This window comes from Mycobacterium sp. NGS58 (assembly GCF_059812385.1).
Window position 1 is genome coordinate 15,371 of the sequence record NZ_JCALCO010000002.1, and the last position, 16,333, is coordinate 31,703.

General features: G+C 67.5%; 15 protein-coding genes. All 15 read left to right on the forward strand.

What is annotated here, in order from left to right; translation table 11 throughout:
* Positions 1-100 precede the first annotated feature (100 nt).
* The 15 genes from AC5Y4H_RS02050 to AC5Y4H_RS02120 all read left to right on the forward strand — a co-directional run bounded on the left by AC5Y4H_RS02050 (position 101) and on the right by AC5Y4H_RS02120 (position 16,259).
* Positions 101-2,074: a DUF6541 family protein gene (locus AC5Y4H_RS02050; protein ID WP_499978159.1), complete on the forward strand. Its 1,974-nt coding sequence runs from the start codon at positions 101-103 to the stop codon at positions 2,072-2,074.
* Between the two features lie 81 nt (positions 2,075-2,155).
* Positions 2,156-2,605 (forward strand): bacterial proteasome activator family protein, encoded by a 450-nt coding sequence (locus AC5Y4H_RS02055; protein ID WP_499978603.1) that lies wholly within the window; start codon positions 2,156-2,158, stop codon positions 2,603-2,605.
* A 20-nt stretch (positions 2,606-2,625) separates the two neighbouring features.
* A complete protein-coding gene (wzt, locus tag AC5Y4H_RS02060; protein WP_499978604.1) occupies positions 2,626-3,465 on the forward strand; it encodes a galactan export ABC transporter ATP-binding subunit Wzt/RfbE in 840 nt (279 codons plus the stop codon).
* Complete coding sequence (glfT1, locus tag AC5Y4H_RS02065; protein WP_499978161.1) at positions 3,458-4,441, forward strand: galactofuranosyltransferase GlfT1; 984 nt, start codon at positions 3,458-3,460, stop codon at positions 4,439-4,441. Before wzt ends, glfT1 begins: the two co-directional genes overlap by 8 nt.
* Positions 4,438-5,268 (forward strand): galactan export ABC transporter permease subunit Wzm/RfbD, encoded by an 831-nt coding sequence (wzm, locus tag AC5Y4H_RS02070; RefSeq protein ID WP_499978162.1) that lies wholly within the window; start codon positions 4,438-4,440, stop codon positions 5,266-5,268. Before glfT1 ends, wzm begins: the two co-directional genes overlap by 4 nt.
* A gap of 97 nt (positions 5,269-5,365) precedes the next feature.
* Positions 5,366-6,253 carry a TauD/TfdA dioxygenase family protein gene (locus AC5Y4H_RS02075; RefSeq protein WP_499978164.1) on the forward strand — a complete coding sequence of 296 codons (888 nt, stop codon included), beginning with the start codon at positions 5,366-5,368 and terminating at the stop codon, positions 6,251-6,253.
* 101 nt (positions 6,254-6,354) lie between these two features.
* Positions 6,355-6,834, forward strand: coding sequence for a GreA/GreB family elongation factor (locus tag AC5Y4H_RS02080; RefSeq protein ID WP_499978166.1), 480 nt, complete (start codon positions 6,355-6,357; stop codon positions 6,832-6,834).
* 43 nt (positions 6,835-6,877) lie between these two features.
* Positions 6,878-7,312 carry a GtrA family protein gene (locus AC5Y4H_RS02085; protein ID WP_499978168.1) on the forward strand — a complete coding sequence of 145 codons (435 nt, stop codon included), beginning with the start codon at positions 6,878-6,880 and terminating at the stop codon, positions 7,310-7,312.
* Positions 7,313-7,344: 32 nt separating this feature from the next.
* Positions 7,345-8,745: a decaprenylphosphoryl-beta-D-ribose oxidase gene (dprE1, locus tag AC5Y4H_RS02090; protein WP_499978170.1), complete on the forward strand. Its 1,401-nt coding sequence runs from the start codon at positions 7,345-7,347 to the stop codon at positions 8,743-8,745.
* Positions 8,745-9,509 carry a decaprenylphospho-beta-D-erythro-pentofuranosid-2-ulose 2-reductase gene (gene dprE2, locus AC5Y4H_RS02095; protein ID WP_499978171.1) on the forward strand — a complete coding sequence of 255 codons (765 nt, stop codon included), beginning with the start codon at positions 8,745-8,747 and terminating at the stop codon, positions 9,507-9,509. The genes dprE1 and dprE2 overlap by 1 nt, the downstream gene beginning before the upstream one ends.
* 2 nt (positions 9,510-9,511) lie before the next feature.
* Positions 9,512-11,434: a galactan 5-O-arabinofuranosyltransferase gene (locus AC5Y4H_RS02100; RefSeq protein ID WP_499978173.1), complete on the forward strand. Its 1,923-nt coding sequence runs from the start codon at positions 9,512-9,514 to the stop codon at positions 11,432-11,434.
* 6 nt (positions 11,435-11,440) lie between these two features.
* Positions 11,441-14,725, forward strand: a complete 3,285-nt coding sequence (locus AC5Y4H_RS02105; RefSeq protein WP_499978175.1) for an arabinosyltransferase domain-containing protein — start codon at positions 11,441-11,443, stop codon at positions 14,723-14,725.
* 108 nt (positions 14,726-14,833) lie between these two features.
* Positions 14,834-15,157: an ArsR/SmtB family transcription factor gene (locus AC5Y4H_RS02110; protein ID WP_499978179.1), complete on the forward strand. Its 324-nt coding sequence runs from the start codon at positions 14,834-14,836 to the stop codon at positions 15,155-15,157.
* Positions 15,154-15,639: an SRPBCC family protein gene (locus AC5Y4H_RS02115; RefSeq protein WP_499978182.1), complete on the forward strand. Its 486-nt coding sequence runs from the start codon at positions 15,154-15,156 to the stop codon at positions 15,637-15,639. The genes AC5Y4H_RS02110 and AC5Y4H_RS02115 overlap by 4 nt, the downstream gene beginning before the upstream one ends.
* Entirely contained in the window at positions 15,636-16,259 is a 624-nt protein-coding gene (locus tag AC5Y4H_RS02120) for a maleylpyruvate isomerase family mycothiol-dependent enzyme (RefSeq protein WP_499978184.1), read from the forward strand. The genes AC5Y4H_RS02115 and AC5Y4H_RS02120 overlap by 4 nt, the downstream gene beginning before the upstream one ends.
* Positions 16,260-16,333: the final 74 nt, after the last annotated feature.

Below are 16,333 nucleotides of genomic sequence, written 5' to 3' on the forward strand. Positions count from 1 at the left end.
TTCCGCTTTTCGCGAAACTGTGACGGTAGCGGGTCCCACAGTCGTTCCGGCCAGTTGGTGGCCTCCCGAGCCAGGGCACCCGGCCAGCCATACTAGTCGAGTGGGGCTCTGGTTCGGAACGCTCATTGCATTGTTCTTGCTGATAGCGCCCGGGGCGATCATCGCACGCATCAGTCAGTTGTCTTGGTCGGTCGCTGTCGCGGTCGGCCCTGCGTTGACCTTCGGCGTGGTCGCGCTCGCCATTATTCCGTTTGGTGCCATCGGGATTCCGTGGAACGGCTGGACCGCGCTGGCGGCGCTGGTCGTGGTGTGCCTGCTGATGATCGTCCTACAGCTACTGCTGGCCAGGTACCGCGACCGCGAATCGGAAGCCCGCGGGGTCAGCCGGTGGCCCGCCATCACGGTGGGGGCGGGCGTGCTGTTGGGCGCGCTGCTCATCATGTGGGCCGCCTACCGCGGGCTCGCCGCCCATTGGCAGACCATCCCGAGCACCTGGGACGCCGTATGGCACGCCAACGAGGTGCGTTTCATCCTGGACACCGGCCAGGCGTCGTCGACGCACATGGGCGAGCTCCGCAACGTCGAGACCCACAAGACGCTGTACTACCCCTCGGTGTTTCACGCCCTGACCGCCGTGTTCTGCCAGCTGACCGGGGCAGCGCCCACCACCGGTTACACGCTGAGTTCGGTCGCCGCTTCGGTCTGGCTCTTCCCCACCAGTGCGGCGATGCTGACCTGGCATCTGGTGCGGCGGCACACCACCGAATGGCGCAGCGCCGGGGCGGCGGCCACCGCGGCGGCGCTGTCGGCGTCGTTCACGGCGGTCCCCTATGTGGAGTTCGGCGTGGCCGCGATGCCCAACCTCGCGGCCTACGGGGTCGCGGTTCCGGCTTTCGTCCTGATCACCACGACGCTGCGACACCGCGACCGCATTCCGGCGGCCGTCCTGGCGTGGGTGGGCGTCATGTCCGTGCACATCACCGGTGGGGTGATCGTGTTGTTGTTCCTGGTGGCCTGGTGGCTCATCGATGCGGTGTGGCGTCCCGTGCGCGGCCGGCTGGTAGACCTCGTCGCCCTGGCCTGCGTCGCGGTGGCCTCCGGCCTGATCCTGTTGCCACAGTTCATCAGCGTCCAGGGACAGGAAGACATCATCGCCGGGCATTCCTTTCTGACCCACCTCAGCAAGAAGCGGGGACTTTTCGACGCCGTCTTCCAGCACTCCCGCCACCTCAATGACTTTCCATACCAGTACGGGCTCATGGCGCTCGCGATCCTCGGCGGCCTGCTGTTCGCCTACAAGAGGATCTGGTGGCCGCTGGCGGTCTGGCTGCTCCTCGTGGTGGTCGAGGTCGACGCGGGAACGCCGCTCGGCGGCCCGATCGGTGCGGTGGCGGGGATGTTCGGCGAGTTCTTCTATAAGGATCCGCGCCGGATCTCGGCCGCCATCACCCTGCTGCTGGAGCCGATGGCCGGAGTCGCGCTGTTCGCCATCGTCATGGGCATCGTGGCCGGCGCCAAACGGCTGACCGGCCGATTCAAACCACTGCCCGCCCCGGTCTGGGTCGGGGCCACCGCCGTGCTGCTGGTGGCGATCACCGTGCTCACCGGACGCCACTATCTGTATCGGCACCTGGTGTTATTCGGCGACAAGTACGACTCGGTGATCATCGACCAGCGCGACCTGATGGCCATGGCCTATCTCGCCAAGCTGCCCGGCGCACACGACACGTTGATCGGCAACGCCAACACCGACGGCACCGCCTGGATGTACGCCGTCGCCGACCTGCATCCGCTGTGGACCCACTACGACTACCCACAACAGATGGGCCCGGGTCCCAACCGGTACATATTCTGGACCTCGGCCCGCAAAGGCGAATCCGATCCGCGGGTCCTCGAAGCGATTAAGGCGCTCAATATTCGGTACATCTACACCAGCACGCCGACTGTCCGGGGGTTCGCCGTACCCGAAGGACTAGTGTCACTGGATAAGTCGAAGTCGTGGGCGTTGATCTACGACAATGGCGGTGCCCGAATCTATGAATGGCGCGGAAACGGCACAACGCCACACCCATAGTCCACAAAGGATGGTGAAGGATTGAGTACCCGCAACGATGACGACGACGTCGAAATCATCGGCGGCGTCGACCCGCGAGTGATGGCGCTCACCGAAGACGACGCAGACGAGCGTTCCCTGACCGACCTGGTCGAGCAGCCGGCAAAGGTGATGCGAATCGGAACGATGATCAAGCAGCTGCTCGAGGAGGTCCGGGCCGCACCGCTGGACGAGGCCAGCCGTAACCGGCTGCGCGAGATCCACGCGACCAGCATCCGAGAACTGGAGGAGGGCCTGGCGCCGGAACTGCGTGAGGAACTGGACCGCCTCACCCTGCCCTTCAACGAGGACGCCGCCCCGTCCGACGCCGAATTGCGCATCGCCCAGGCACAGTTGGTCGGCTGGCTGGAAGGACTGTTCCACGGCATCCAGACCGCGCTGTTCGCCCAGCAGATGGCCGCCCGCGCGCAGCTGGAAAAGATGCGCCAGGGCGCGCTTCCTCCGGGCCTCGGTAAGCCGGGCGGCGCGGCCGGGCACGGCCAGTACCTGTAAGCCAACTTAAGTAGTTGACGGTGCCGGGTCCGCACATCGAGACGCACAACGCGTGGGTGGAGTTTCCCATCTTCGACGCCAAGTCGCGCTCGCTGAAGAAGGCCTTCCTGGGCAAGGCCGGCGGCACGATCGGGCGAAACAGCTCCAACGTTGTGGTGGTCGAAGCGTTGCGCGACATCACCATGTCCCTCGAGCTGGGCGACCGGGTCGGCCTGGTCGGTCACAACGGGGCCGGCAAATCGACTCTGCTGCGCCTACTTTCGGGCATCTACGAACCCACCCGGGGCTGGGCGACGGTCACCGGCCGGGTCGCACCGGTCTTCGATCTCGGCGTCGGCATGGACCCGGAGATCTCCGGCTACGAGAACATCATCATTCGCGGTCTGTTCCTTGGGCAGACGCGAAAGCAGATGCTGTCCAAGGTCGACGAGATCGCCGAATTCACCGAGCTGGGTGACTACCTGTCCATGCCGCTGCGCACCTATTCCACCGGCATGCGTGTCCGGCTGGCGATGGGCGTGGTCACCAGCATCGATCCCGAGATCCTGCTGCTCGACGAGGGCATCGGCGCGGTGGACGCCGACTTCTTGAAGAAGGCGCAGTCGCGGTTGCAGAGCCTGGTGGAACGCTCCGGAATTCTGGTATTCGCCAGCCATTCCAACGAATTCCTGGCCCGGCTGTGCAAGACGGCGATGTGGATCGACCATGGCGTCATCCGCATGTCCGGCGGCATCGAAGACGTGGTGCGCGCCTACGAAGGAGAGGACGCGGCCCGGCACGTCCGCGAGGTGCTGGAGGAGACCCAGCCCGCGAATCGGCTCGAGACACCCCTGGCCCAAAGAGCATCCGGGGATGAGTGAGACCGTCTTCGCCGTCGTTGTCACCCACCGGCGCCCCGACGAGCTGGCCAAGTCGCTTGATGTGCTGAGCACGCAGACCAGGCTGCCCGATCACCTCATCGTGGTGGACAACGATTTTTCCGGCGAAGGCCCGGGCTCCGGGCGGATCCGCGACCTGGTGGCCGGCCAACCAATCCCGACCACCTACCTGCCCTCACGCCGAAACCTCGGCGGCGCAGGGGGTTTCGCGCTGGGCATCTTGCATGCGTTGGCCCAGGGCGCCGATTGGGTATGGCTGGCCGATGACGACGGGCGCCCGCAGGACTCGAGGGTTCTGGCCACCCTGTTGGCCTGTGCCCAAAAACACGGCCTTGCCGAGGTATCTCCGATGGTCTGCAACGCCGACGACCCGGAGCGGCTGGCTTTCCCGCTGCGCCGCGGCTTGGTATGGCGCAGGCGCGCAAGCGAATTGCGCACAGAAGCGGGCCAGGACCTGCTCCCCGGGATCGCCTCGCTGTTCAACGGCGCGCTGTTTCGGGCCGAAACCCTGGACGCGGTGGGCGTCCCGGACCTGCGGCTGTTCATCCGCGGCGACGAGGTGGAGATGCACCGGCGGCTGGTTCGGTCCGGGCTGCCGTTCGGCACCTGCCTGGACACGATCTACCTGCACCCGTGCGGATCCGAGGAGTTTCGGCCGATTCTGGGTGGCCGCATGCACACCCAGTACCCCGACAACCACACCAAGCGGTTCTACACCTACCGCAACCGCGGCTACCTGCTGTCGCAGCCCGGCCTGCGAAAGCTGCTGGTGCAGGAGTGGGTGCGGTTCGGTTGGTTCTTCCTGGTGACCCGTCGCGACCCGCGCGGCCTGTTGGAATGGATCCGGTTGCGGCGCTTGGGGCGTCGCGAGCAGTTCGGCAAGCCTCGTGGCGATCGCGAGCGCGGCATAGCCGGGCGAAGCGGGTCGCCACCATCTACACCGGGAGGACCCCGATGACGTTCATCGACGCGGCGGCGCAGTCGCGCACCCTTACCCGCGCCCGAGGCGACCTGGTCGACGGCTTCCGCCGGCACGAGCTCTGGCTGCACCTGGGCTGGCAGGACATCAAGCAGCGCTACCGCCGCTCGGTGCTGGGACCGTTCTGGATCACCATCGCGACCGGAACCACGGCCGTCGCCATGGGCGGCTTGTACTCCAAGCTTTTTCATCTCGAACTGTCGCTGCATCTGCCGTATGTGACGCTGGGGCTGATCATCTGGAACCTGATCAACGCCGCCATCCTGGAGGGCGCCGACGTGTTCGTCGCCAACGAGGGGCTGATCAAGCAACTGCCGACGCCGCTGAGCGTGCACGTCTACCGGCTGGTGTGGCGACAGATGATCCTGTTCGCGCACAACATCGTCATCTATGTCGTCATCGCGATGATCTTCCCCAAACCCTGGTCGTGGGCCGACCTTTCGGTGATCCCGGCGTTGGTGCTGATCGTGCTCAACTGTATCTGGGTGTCGCTGTGTTTCGGCATCCTCGCGACCCGCTACCGCGACATCGGACCGTTGCTCTTTTCGGTGGTGCAGTTGCTCTTCTTCATGACGCCCATCATCTGGAACGACGACACCCTGCGACAGCAAGGTGCGGGGCGCTGGTCGAAAATCGTCGAACTCAACCCGCTGCTGCACTATCTCGACATCGTGCGCGCGCCGTTGCTGGGTTCGCATCAGGAACTGCGGCACTGGGCCGTGGTGCTGGTGTTGACCGCCATTGGTTGGCTGCTGGCTGCCTTCGCCATGCGCCAGTACCGCGCCCGGGTGCCCTACTGGGTGTAGGGGCGGTTTTCCGTCGCCATCCGCGCAAGGCCCGCGTGCTTGCCCGGCGCCCGACTTGGGTGGACAGTCGTGCTCAGACGAACGACGGAGGGCGCCGATGCAAATCGTGCCGTTGGGCCCGGGCTTTGCCGCGGAATTGCGCGGAGTCACCATCCACGACGTCGCGGGCACCGACGCCGCATACGCGACGGTGCGCGCCGCGTTCGAGGAGCATTCGGTTCTGGTCCTTCGTGACCAGGACGTCACCGACGAGGCGCAGCTCGCCTTTTCGCGCCGCTTCGGGCCGCTCGAGGTGGCCAAGCCGAAAACGCAGGGCCACGGCACCAACCTCGTGATCCTCACGACCCTCGACGGGCAGGGCAACGTGGTGCCGGAAGACGACCGGCTCGCACTGGAAAACAAGGCGAACCAGCTCTGGCACACCGACAGTTCGTTCAAGGCGGTGCCGGCGCTCGCTTCGGTGCTGTCGTCGCGCATCGTGCCGGCGCTGGGAGGCGAGACCGAATACGTCTCCACCCGGCTTGCGTTCGAGCGCCTCGATCCGGCATTGCAGCGGCGCCTGGAAAATTCCTTCGCTTGGCACGAATACGCTCATTCGCGCGGCAAGATCGCGCCCGACCTCGTCGGACCGGCTGAACGCGCGGCGTTGCCGCCGCAATGTTGGCGGCTTGTCTGGAAGAACCCAGTCAACGGCCGCAAGGCGCTGTACATGGCCTCCCACACCTACTCGATCGAGGGCATGGAGCGGAAAGCCGCGCAGGACTTGCTCGCCGAGCTGACCCAGGCGGCGACCGCACCCGGCATGAGCTATCTGCACTCCTGGCGCGAGGGCGACGTGGTGATGTGGGACAACCGCGCGGTCATGCATCGCGGCCGGCCGTGGCCGGCGGCAGAGCCGCGCTACATGGTGCGGAGCACAATCGCCGCCACGGCGGCCGACGGGCTCGATGCGATGCGGACGCCCGCGCGCCGGGCGGCGCAATGACGGCGCGGGCGGTGCAGGCTGTGCGGCCGGCGCTGGCGGCCCGCTCGTCGTGGTGTCACACTGGAACGCCACCTGAGCAACCGGGCGAAAGGTCCACCGACGTGAGCAAAAAAGTCCCATCGGCAGCGGACGCCGCGCGGAACAACCTCGAAGCGGAGCTGGACCGGCTACGGCAACGGCGTGACCGCCTCGAGGCCGAGGTCAAAAACGACCGCGGCATGGTGGGCGATCACGGCGACGCGGCCGAGGCGATCCAGCGCGCCGAGGAACTGGTGGTGCTCACCGACCGGATCGGCGAACTGGACCGGCGCTTGCGGGCCGGGCCGTCGCACACCGACGCGTCCGTGACGCTGCCCGGCGGCACCGAGGTGACCCTGCGGTTCGCCGACGGCGAGGTCGTCACGATGCACGTGATCTCGATCGTCGAGGAGACTCCGATCGGCCGGGAGGGCGAGACCCTGACCGCGCGCAGCCCGCTGGCCCAGGCCCTGGCCGGGCGGAAACCCGGCGACACCGTGACCTACTCGACGCCGCAGGGCGAGAACCAGGTCGAGCTAATCTCGGTCAAGCTGCCCCGCTGACGCTTGCCCGGGAGTTCCCGGCGACCCCGTTAGACTCCCCTCGATGGTTGCCCCGCTGCCCGATTCCACGTCCCAGGGCGTGCGCCCGGACTTGAGCCTGACGACGCAGGTCACCCGGTTCGTCGTCACCGGCGGCCTGGCGGGGATCGTGGACTTCGGTCTCTACCTGCTGCTGTGGAAGGTCGTGGGCGTACAGGTCGACCTGTCCAAGGCCACCAGCTTCATCGTCGGCACCATCACGGCCTACCTGATCAACCGCCGCTGGACCTTCCAGGCGACCCCCAGCACCGCCCGGTTCGTCGCGGTCATGGTTCTTTACGCCATCACGTTCGCCGTCCAGGTCGGGCTCAACCATCTGTGTCTGGCGCTTCTGCACTATCGCGGCTGGGCGCCCCTGGTCGCGTTCGTCATCGCGCAAGGCACCGCGACGGTAATCAACTTCGTCGTGCAGCGGGCCGTAATCTTCCGCATCCGCTGAGCCGCGCTGCGCAAGCGGTACCCTCTTTGACGATGTCGAGCACCGATCCCCCGACCAAGCCCGCCCAGCTGATGGGCTTCGGGCGCACCGCCCCGTCGGTGGCCCAGGTGCTCTCCACCCGCGATCCGGAGGTGATCGCCAAGGCGGTAGCCCGGGTGGCCGACTCTGGCGATCCCAAGAGCCGCGGCGTGATCGCCCGCGGGCTGGGCCGCTCCTACGGCGACAACGCGCAAAACGGCGGCGGCCTGGTGATCGACATGACCGGCCTGAATCGCATCCACTCGATCAGCGCCGATACCCGTCTGGTCGACGTCGACGCCGGCGTCAGCCTGGACCAGCTGATGAAGGCGGCCCTGCCGTTCGGGCTGTGGGTCCCGGTGCTGCCGGGAACGCGCCAAGTCACCGTCGGCGGCGCGATCGCCTGCGACATCCACGGCAAGAACCACCACAGCGCGGGCAGCTTCGGTAACCACGTCCGCTCGGTAGATCTGCTCATGGCCGACGGCACCGTGCGCACCATCACCCCCGAGGGCCCAACCGCTTCAGAGGCCGAGCTGTTCTGGGCAACCGTCGGCGGCAACGGCCTGACTGGGATCGTGCTGCGCGCCACCATCGCCATGACGCCGACGGAGACGGCCTACTTCATCGCCGACGGCGTTGCCACCAAGGACCTCGACGAAACCGTCGCCATTCACCTCGACGGCAGCGAGGCCAACTACACGTACTCCAGCGCCTGGTTCGATCTGATCAGCCCGCCGCCGAAGCTGGGCCGGGCCGCGGTCAGCCGCGGCAGCCTGGCCAAGCTCGATCAGCTCCCGAAGAAGCTCGCCAAGAACCCGCTGAAATTCGATGCGCCGCAGCTGTTGACGGTGCCCGATGTGTTCCCGGTCAGCGCGATGAACAAGCTGTCGTTCATGGCGATCGGCGAGGTGTATTACCGGCTGGGCGGAACGTACAGCGGCAAGATCCAGAATCTGTCGCAGTTCTACCACATGCTCGACCTGGTCAGCGGCTGGAATAACGCTTACGGCCCAAGGGGTTTCGCCCAGCACCAGTTCCTGGTCCCGCCGGACGCGATGGACGAATTCAAGGCCATCATTCGCTGGATCCAGACCAGCGGCCACTACTCCGCGCTGAACGTGTTCAAGCTCTTCGGTCCGGGCAACCGCGCGCCGCTGAGTTTCCCGATGGCGGGCTGGAACGTCGCCATGGACTTCCCCAACAAGCCGGGGATCAACGAGTTCCTCAACGAACTCGACAGGCGCGTGCTGGAATTCGGCGGCCGGGTGTACACCGCCAAGGATTCCCGCGTGAGCGCCGAAACCTTCCACGCCATGTACCCGCGCATCGACGAATGGATCGCCGTGCGCCGTAAGGCCGACCCCTTGCGGGTATTCGCCTCGGACATGGCCCGACGTTTGGAGCTGCTCTAATGGTGCTCGATGCCGTAGGGAATCCGCAGACCATCCTGCTGCTCGGCGGAACCTCCGAGATCGGCCTGGCAATCTGCGAGCGCTACCTGCAGAACGCGCACGCGCGAATTGTGTTGGCCGCCATGCCCAGTGACCCGGGTCGCGATGCCGCGGTGGCGCAGATGCAGGCCGCGGGCGCTCGTTCGGTCGAGCTGATCGATTTCGAAGCCACCGATCCCGACACCCACCCCAAGATGATCGAGGCGGCCTTTGCCCAGGGCGACGTCGACGTGGCCATCGTCGCGTTCGGCATCCTCGGGGATGCGGAGGAGTTGTGGCAGAACCAGCACAAGGCGGTGCTGGCCGCCGAGATCAATTACACCGCGGCGGTTTCGGTGGGTGTGCTGCTGGGCGAGAAGATGCGCGCCCAGGGCTTCGGTCAGATCATCGCGATGAGCTCGGCGGCCGGCGAGCGGGTGCGGCGGTCCAACTTCGTCTACGGCTCCACCAAGGCCGGATTGGACGGCTTCTACCTGGGACTTTCAGAAGCGTTGCGCGAGTACGGCGTTCGCGTGCTGGTGATCAGGCCCGGCCAGGTGCGTACCCGGATGAGCGCGCACGTCAAGGAAGCGCCGCTGACCGTCGACAAAGAGTACGTCGCCAACCTCGCGGTGACCGCGGCCGCCAAAGGTAAGGAATTGGTTTGGGCACCAGCAGCATTCCGCTACGTGATGATGGTGTTGCGACACGTCCCACGTCCCGTCTTCCGCAAGCTTCCCATCTGATAATGCGCAACGCGCTGGCCACTCTCGGCCAGATGGCTTTGGCGGTGCTGGTCGCGGTTGCCGTCGCGGTGGTATCGCTGAGCGCCATCGCCCGGGTCCAGTGGCCGGCGTTCCCGTCGTCCAACCAACTGCACGCGCTGACCACCGTTGGGCAGGTCGGCTGCCTGGCCGGGCTGGTCGCCGTCGGCTTCGCGTGGCGGCGCTGCGCCCGTCCGCGCGGCCGGCTGTTGACCCAACTGGCCGGGCTGGGCTTCGTGTCCGCGTTCACCGTCGTCACGCTGGGCATGCCGCTGGGGGCGACCAAGCTGTATCTGTTCGGCATCTCGGTCGACCAGCAGTTCCGCACCGAATACGTGACCCGCCTGGCGGACAGCCCCGCCCTGCGTGACATGACCTATCTCGGCCTGCCGGCGTATTACCCGCCGGGCTGGTTCTGGATCGGTGGGCGCGCCGCGGCGCTCTCCGGGACGCCGGCGTGGGAGATCTTCAAGCCGTGGGCCATCACCTCGATCACCATCGCCGTCGCGGTCGCGCTGGTGCTGTGGTGGCGGATGGTCCGCTTCGAATACGCCCTGATCGTCACCACCGCGACGGCCGCCGTGACGTTGGCCTACGGCTCGCCCGAGCCCTACTCGGCGATGATCACCATGTTGTTGCCGCCGATGCTGGTGCTGACCTGGTCGGGTCTGCGCGCCGGTGACCGCCCGGACGCGCCCAGTCGCGCGGGCTGGGGCGCGGTGATCGCCGCCGGGCTGTTTCTCGGCTGGACGGCGACCTGGTACACGCTGCTCTCCGGGTTCAGCGCGTTCACGCTTGCGCTGATGGCCCTGTGGCTGGCCGGCGTGCGCTGGTGGCGGAACCGGCAGACCGGTGGCTTCAGAGCGGCGCTCGATCCTCTGCGGCGGTTGGCCGTCATCGCCGGCATCGCCGTGGTGATCGCCAGCACGACGTGGCTCCCGTTCGTGGTGCGAGCCGTCCACAGCCCGGTCAGCAACTCCGGCAGCGCCATGCACTACCTGCCGGCCGACGGCGCCGAGTTGACGTTCCCGATGCTGCAGTTCACGCTGCTGGGCGTCGTCTGCCTGATCGGCACCCTGTGGCTGGTGCTGCGGGCCCGTTCCTCGGTGCGGGCCGGCGCCCTGGCCATCGGCGTGCTGGCCATCTATCTGTGGTCGCTGCTGTCGATGCTCACCACGCTGGCGCGCACCACCCTGTTGTCGTTCCGGCTGCAGCCGACCCTGAGCGTGCTGCTGGTCGCCGCCGGGGCGTTCGGCTTCCTCGAACTCGCGCAGGCGCTCGCCGCCGCGGGCCGCGACCGCAGCTGGGGCCGCGCTATCGCCCCGGTGGCCGGCGCCCTCGGCCTGGCCGCCGCGATCGCGTTCAGCCAGGACATCCCCGACGTGCTGCGGCCCGACCTCACCATCGCCTACACCGACACCGACGGTCACGGGCAGCGCGGGGACCGCCGGCCGCCCAGCGCCGAGAAGTTCTACGCCACCATCGATCACGCCATCACGCAGGTGACCGGCAAGCCCCGCGATCAGACCGTCGTGATGACGGCCGACTACAGCTTCCTGTCCTTCTACCCGTACTGGGGATTCCAGGGACTCACCTCGCACTACGCCAACCCGCTGGCCCAGTTCGACCTGCGCGCCGCGCAGATCAACAAGTGGTCCAACCTCAAGACCGCCGACGAGTTGATCCATGCCCTGGACACATGCCCATGGCCACCGCCGACCGTTTTCCTGATGCGCCGCGGCGCATCGGGAAACTACACGCTGCGACTGGCCGAGGATGTCTACCCCAACCAGCCCAACGTGCGGCGCTACACCGTCGATCTGCGCGGAGCCCTCTTCGACAATCCGCGCTTCGTCGTCCAAAGCGTCGGCCCATTTGTGCTGGCCATCCGCAAGCCGGGGGCGTAACCGCTGATGAGCACCGACACTGCGCCTCCAAGGGCCGAAGAACTAGCATCTAGCTCCGTGAACGACAGGGAAGCGAATCACCGGATCGCCCGGCTGGTTGCCTCTGTCGCCGGGCTGCTCGGCGTGCTGCTGGCGATCGCCACCCCGCTGCTTCCGGTCGACCAGACCACCGCGCAACTGAACTGGCCCCAAAATGGCACGCACGGCACCTTCGGCAGTGTCGACGCACCGCTGATCGGTTACGTCGCCACCGACCTGACCGTCACCGTCCCGTGCGAGGCGGCCGCCGGACTGGCCGGCGGGGGCAACGCAGGCAAGACGGTGCTGTTGTCGACGGTGCCCAAGCAGGCGCCGAAGGCCGTCGACCGGGGCCTGTTGATCGTGCGCGCCAACAACGACCTGGTGCTGGTGGTGCGCAACGTCCCGGTGGTGACCGCGCCGCTGAGCCAGGTGCTCAGTCCGGCGTGCCAGCGGTTGACCTTCACCGCGCACGCCGACCGGGTCACCGCCGAGTTCGTCGGGCTGACCCAGGGACCCAACGCCGAGCATCCCGGGGCGCCGCTGCGCGGCGAGAAAAGCGGCTACGACTTCCGGCCCCAAATCGTCGGCGTCTTCACCGACCTGAGCGGACCGGCGCCGTCCGGCCTCAACTTCTCGGCGACCATCGACACCCGCTACAGCAGCAGCCCCACCCCGCTGAAGATGGCCGCGATGATCCTCGGGCTGGTGCTCACGGCCGCCGCCCTGGTCGCCCTGCACGTTCTGGACACCGCCGACGGGACCCGGCACCGCCGGTTCCTGCCCGCCCGCTGGTGGTCGATCGGCGGTCTGGACGCACTGGTCATCGGCGTCCTGGTGTGGTGGCATTTCGTCGGCGCCAACACCTCCGACGACGGCTACATCCTCACCATGGCCCGGGTATCCGAGCACGCCGGCTACATGGCCAACTACTACCGATGGCTCGGCACGCCCGAGGCGCCGTTCGGCTGGTACTACGACCTGCTGGCGTTGTGGGCACACGTCAGCACCACCAGTGTCTGGATGCGGTTGCCCACCCTGGCGATGGCGCTGACGTGCTGGTGGGTGATCAGTCGCGAGGTCATGCCCCGGCTGGGCCATGCCGTCAAACAGAACCGCGCCGCGGCCTGGACGGCGGCGGGCATGTTCCTGGCCGTCTGGCTGCCGCTGGACAACGGCCTGCGCCCGGAGCCGATCATCGCCCTGGGCATCTTGCTGACCTGGTGTTCGGTGGAGCGCGCGGTGGCCACCAGCCGGCTGCTGCCGGTGGCGATCGCCTGCATCATCGGCGCGCTGACCCTGTTCTCGGGTCCGACGGGCATCGCCTCGATCGGCGCGCTGCTGGTCGCGATCGGGCCGCTGCGAACCATCCTGCACCGCCGCTCCAAACGGTTCGGCGCGCTACCGCTGATCGCGCCCCTGCTGGCCGCGGTCACCGTCACCGCCATCCTGATCTTCCGCGACCAGACGCTGACCGGCGAGATTCAGGCCAGCATGCTCAAGCGCGCCGTCGGGCCCAGCCTCAGCTGGTTCGACGAACACATCCGCTACGAGCGGTTGTTCATGGCCAGCCCCGACGGGTCGGTCGCCCGCCGCTTCGCCGTGCTGGCGCTGATTCTCGCGCTGGGCATCACCGTCGCAATGTCCTTGCGCAAGGGCCGGATTCCGGGCACGGCCACCGGGCCGAGCCGGCGCATCGTCGGGATCACCATCATCTCGTTCGTGGCGATGATGTTCACCCCCACCAAATGGACCCACCACTTCGGGGTGTTCGCCGGACTGGCCGGGCCGCTGGGCGCGCTGGCCGCGGTCGCGGTGACCTCCGTGGCGATGCGCTCCCGGCGTAACCGCACCGTGTACGCCGCCGTGGTCCTGTTCCTGGTGGCGTTGTCGTTCGCCAGCGTCAACGGCTGGTGGTACGTGTCGAATTTCGGTGTGCCCTGGTCGAATGAGTTCCCGGCCTGGCATTACGCCTTCGCCACCGCGCTGCTCGGACTGACGGTGGTGGTGCTGCTGTTGGCGGCGTGGTTCCACTTCGTCGACCCGGACAATGGGCCACCCAAGACCCGCCTGGGCGCACGGGCGGCCGGAATCGTCCAGTCCCCCTTGGCAATTGCGACCTGGCTGCTGGTGGTGTTCGAGGTCGCCTCGCTGACGCTCGCCATGACCGGCCAGTATCCGGCTTGGTCGGTCGGTCGCTCCAACCTGCAGGCCCTGACCGGCAAGTCCTGCGGACTGGCCGAAGACGTGCTGGTGGAACAGGACCCTAACGCCGGGATGCTGACCCCGGTGAGCGCGTCGGTGGGCCCTTCAGTGGGAGAAGCCCTGGGAGCGGGCCTGTCGGAAGCGTTCACGCCCAACGGGATTCCCGCCGACGTCCGCGCGGACCCGGTGATGGAACGCCCGGGTGACCGCAGCTTCGTCAACGACGAAGAGAAGACCGGCAGTAACCAGGCCGGCACCGAGGGCGGCACCACCCCCGCACCCGGGATCAACGGCTCGTCCGCTCAGCTGCCCTTCAACCTCGACCCCGCGCGCACACCGGTGCTGGGCAGCTGGCGCTCCGGCGTCCAGGTGCCCGCGCACCTGCGGTCCAGCTGGTACCGACTGCCCGCCCGGGACAAGGCGGGGCCGCTGCTGGTGGTGAGTGCGGCCGGTCGCTTCGACCCCCGCGAGGTCCAGGTCCAGTGGGCCACCGACGACCAGGCGGCCGGCGGGCACGCGCAAGGCTCGCTCCAATTCGCGGACGTGGGCGCGTCGCCGGCCTGGCGCAACTTGCGGTTGGCGATGTCCGCGATTCCCAACGCCGCCACCCAGATTCGGTTGGTCGCCGACGACGAAGATCTGGCTCCGCAGCACTGGATCGCGCTGACCGCGCCCAGGATTCCCCAGTTGCGCACGCTGCAGGACGTGGTGGGCTCCACCGACCCGGTGTTCTTGGACTGGCTCGTCGGGCTGGCCTTCCCCTGCCAGCGACCGTTCGGCCATCAGAACGGCGTCGACGAGACGCCCAGATGGCGCATCCTGCCGGACCGGTTCGGCGCCGAGGCCAACTCACCGGTGATGGACAACAACGGCGGCGGCCCGTTAGGCGTCACCGAGCTGTTGACCAAGGCGACCACCATGGCCACCTATCTCAAGGACGACTGGTCTCGCGACTGGGGCTCGCTGCAACGGCTGACGCCCTACTACCCCGACGCCGAGCCTGCCCACCTCTTGCTGGGGAGGGCGACGCGTAGCGGCTTGTGGGGCCCGGCCCCGCTGAGGCACTAAGGCGCACAACGCATCTCGAAAATGCACGCTCGCCCTGGCGCGTCAGGCGTGTACAGCTCAGCCCCCGTTCCTTGAGGTTCGTTATCGGTAAGCCTAGACTTACGGTTCGTGGTCACTTACCAAGCGGGTGACGTCTGGCTGGCGCTGGCCGACGGGACCAGGCGGGCCATCGTGGAGCGCCTTGCCCACGGCCCGTCGGCGGTCGGCGAGTTGGCCCGCGATCTGCCGGTCAGCAGGCCGGCTGTGTCCCAACATCTCAAAGTGCTCAAGTCCGCCGGGCTGGTGCGCGACCGCGCCGCGGGAACCCGTCGGGTCTATCAACTCGACCCCACCGGCCTGCAGGCACTACGCGCCGATCTCGACCGGTTCTGGACACAGGCGCTGGCCGGCTACGCCCAAACCATCGACGAGATGAACGAAGGAGCAACATGACGCAGCGGACTCCCGACGTCAACCACCGCGTCGTCGTCAACGCACCCATCGAGCGCGCGTTCGCCGTCTTTACCGAACAGTTCGGCGCATTCAAGCCGCGTGAACACAATCTGTTGGCGGTCCCGATCGCCGAGACCGTGTTCGAACCCCAAGTGGGCGGCCATATTTACGACCGCGGCGTCGACGGCAGCGTGTGCCGATGGGCGCGAATCCTGGTCTACGAGCCGCCCCACCGCGTCATGTTCAGCTGGGATATCGGCCCGACATGGCAGGTGGAAACCGACTCGGCCAAGACAAGCGAGGTCGAAGTGCGCTTCACCGCCGAGTCCGACGACCGCACCCGGGTCGAATTGCAACACCGCCATCTGGACCGGCACGGACCGGGCTGGGAGTCCGTCGCCGACGGCATCGACGGCGATGCGGGTTGGCCGTTGTACCTAGACCGGTACGCGGGGCTGTTCAGCGTAGGCGACCCGCGATGAGTCCCGACCTGATGACCATGGCCCGCGAGGAGCGGGCCGACCTCGCGGAGTTCCTTGCCACCCTGACACCGCGAGACTGGGATGCGCCCACCCTCTGCACCCGCTGGACCGTGAAAGACGTTGTCGCGCACGTGATCAGTTACGAGGAGCTCGGCGCCCTGGGGTTGTTGAAAAGGTTCGCCAAAGGCTGGATCGTGCGGGCAAACCAGGTGGGTGTCGACGAATTTGCCGCCCTGACCCCGCAGCAACTGCTGGATTTCCTGCGCAGCCACCTCCAACCACGCGGACTCACAGCAGGTTTCGGCGGGATGATCGCACTCGTCGACGGCACCATCCATCACCAGGACATCCGGCGCGCGCTTGATCGGCCGCGCGTCGTGCCGCCCGATCGGGTCGCGCGAATCCTTCCCCTGGTGCCCGGTAATCCCCGGCTCGGCGCGGGACGCAGGATCCGGGGCCTGCGCCTGCGCGCGACCGATGTCGAGTGGACGCACGGCGACGGTCCCGAGGTGACCGGCCCCGGCGAGGCACTGCTGCTGGCCATGACGGGGCGTCCGGCCGCCCTGCCCGACCTGGCCGGGCCCGGGCTCCCCACGCTGGCAAGCCGCGTCCGCACGTAGCTTTCGGTGGCGGACTTCTTGTGTTGAGACGCTGCGCGGTCCCTCGTGCGCATCGGACAACCGCGGCGGTCCGA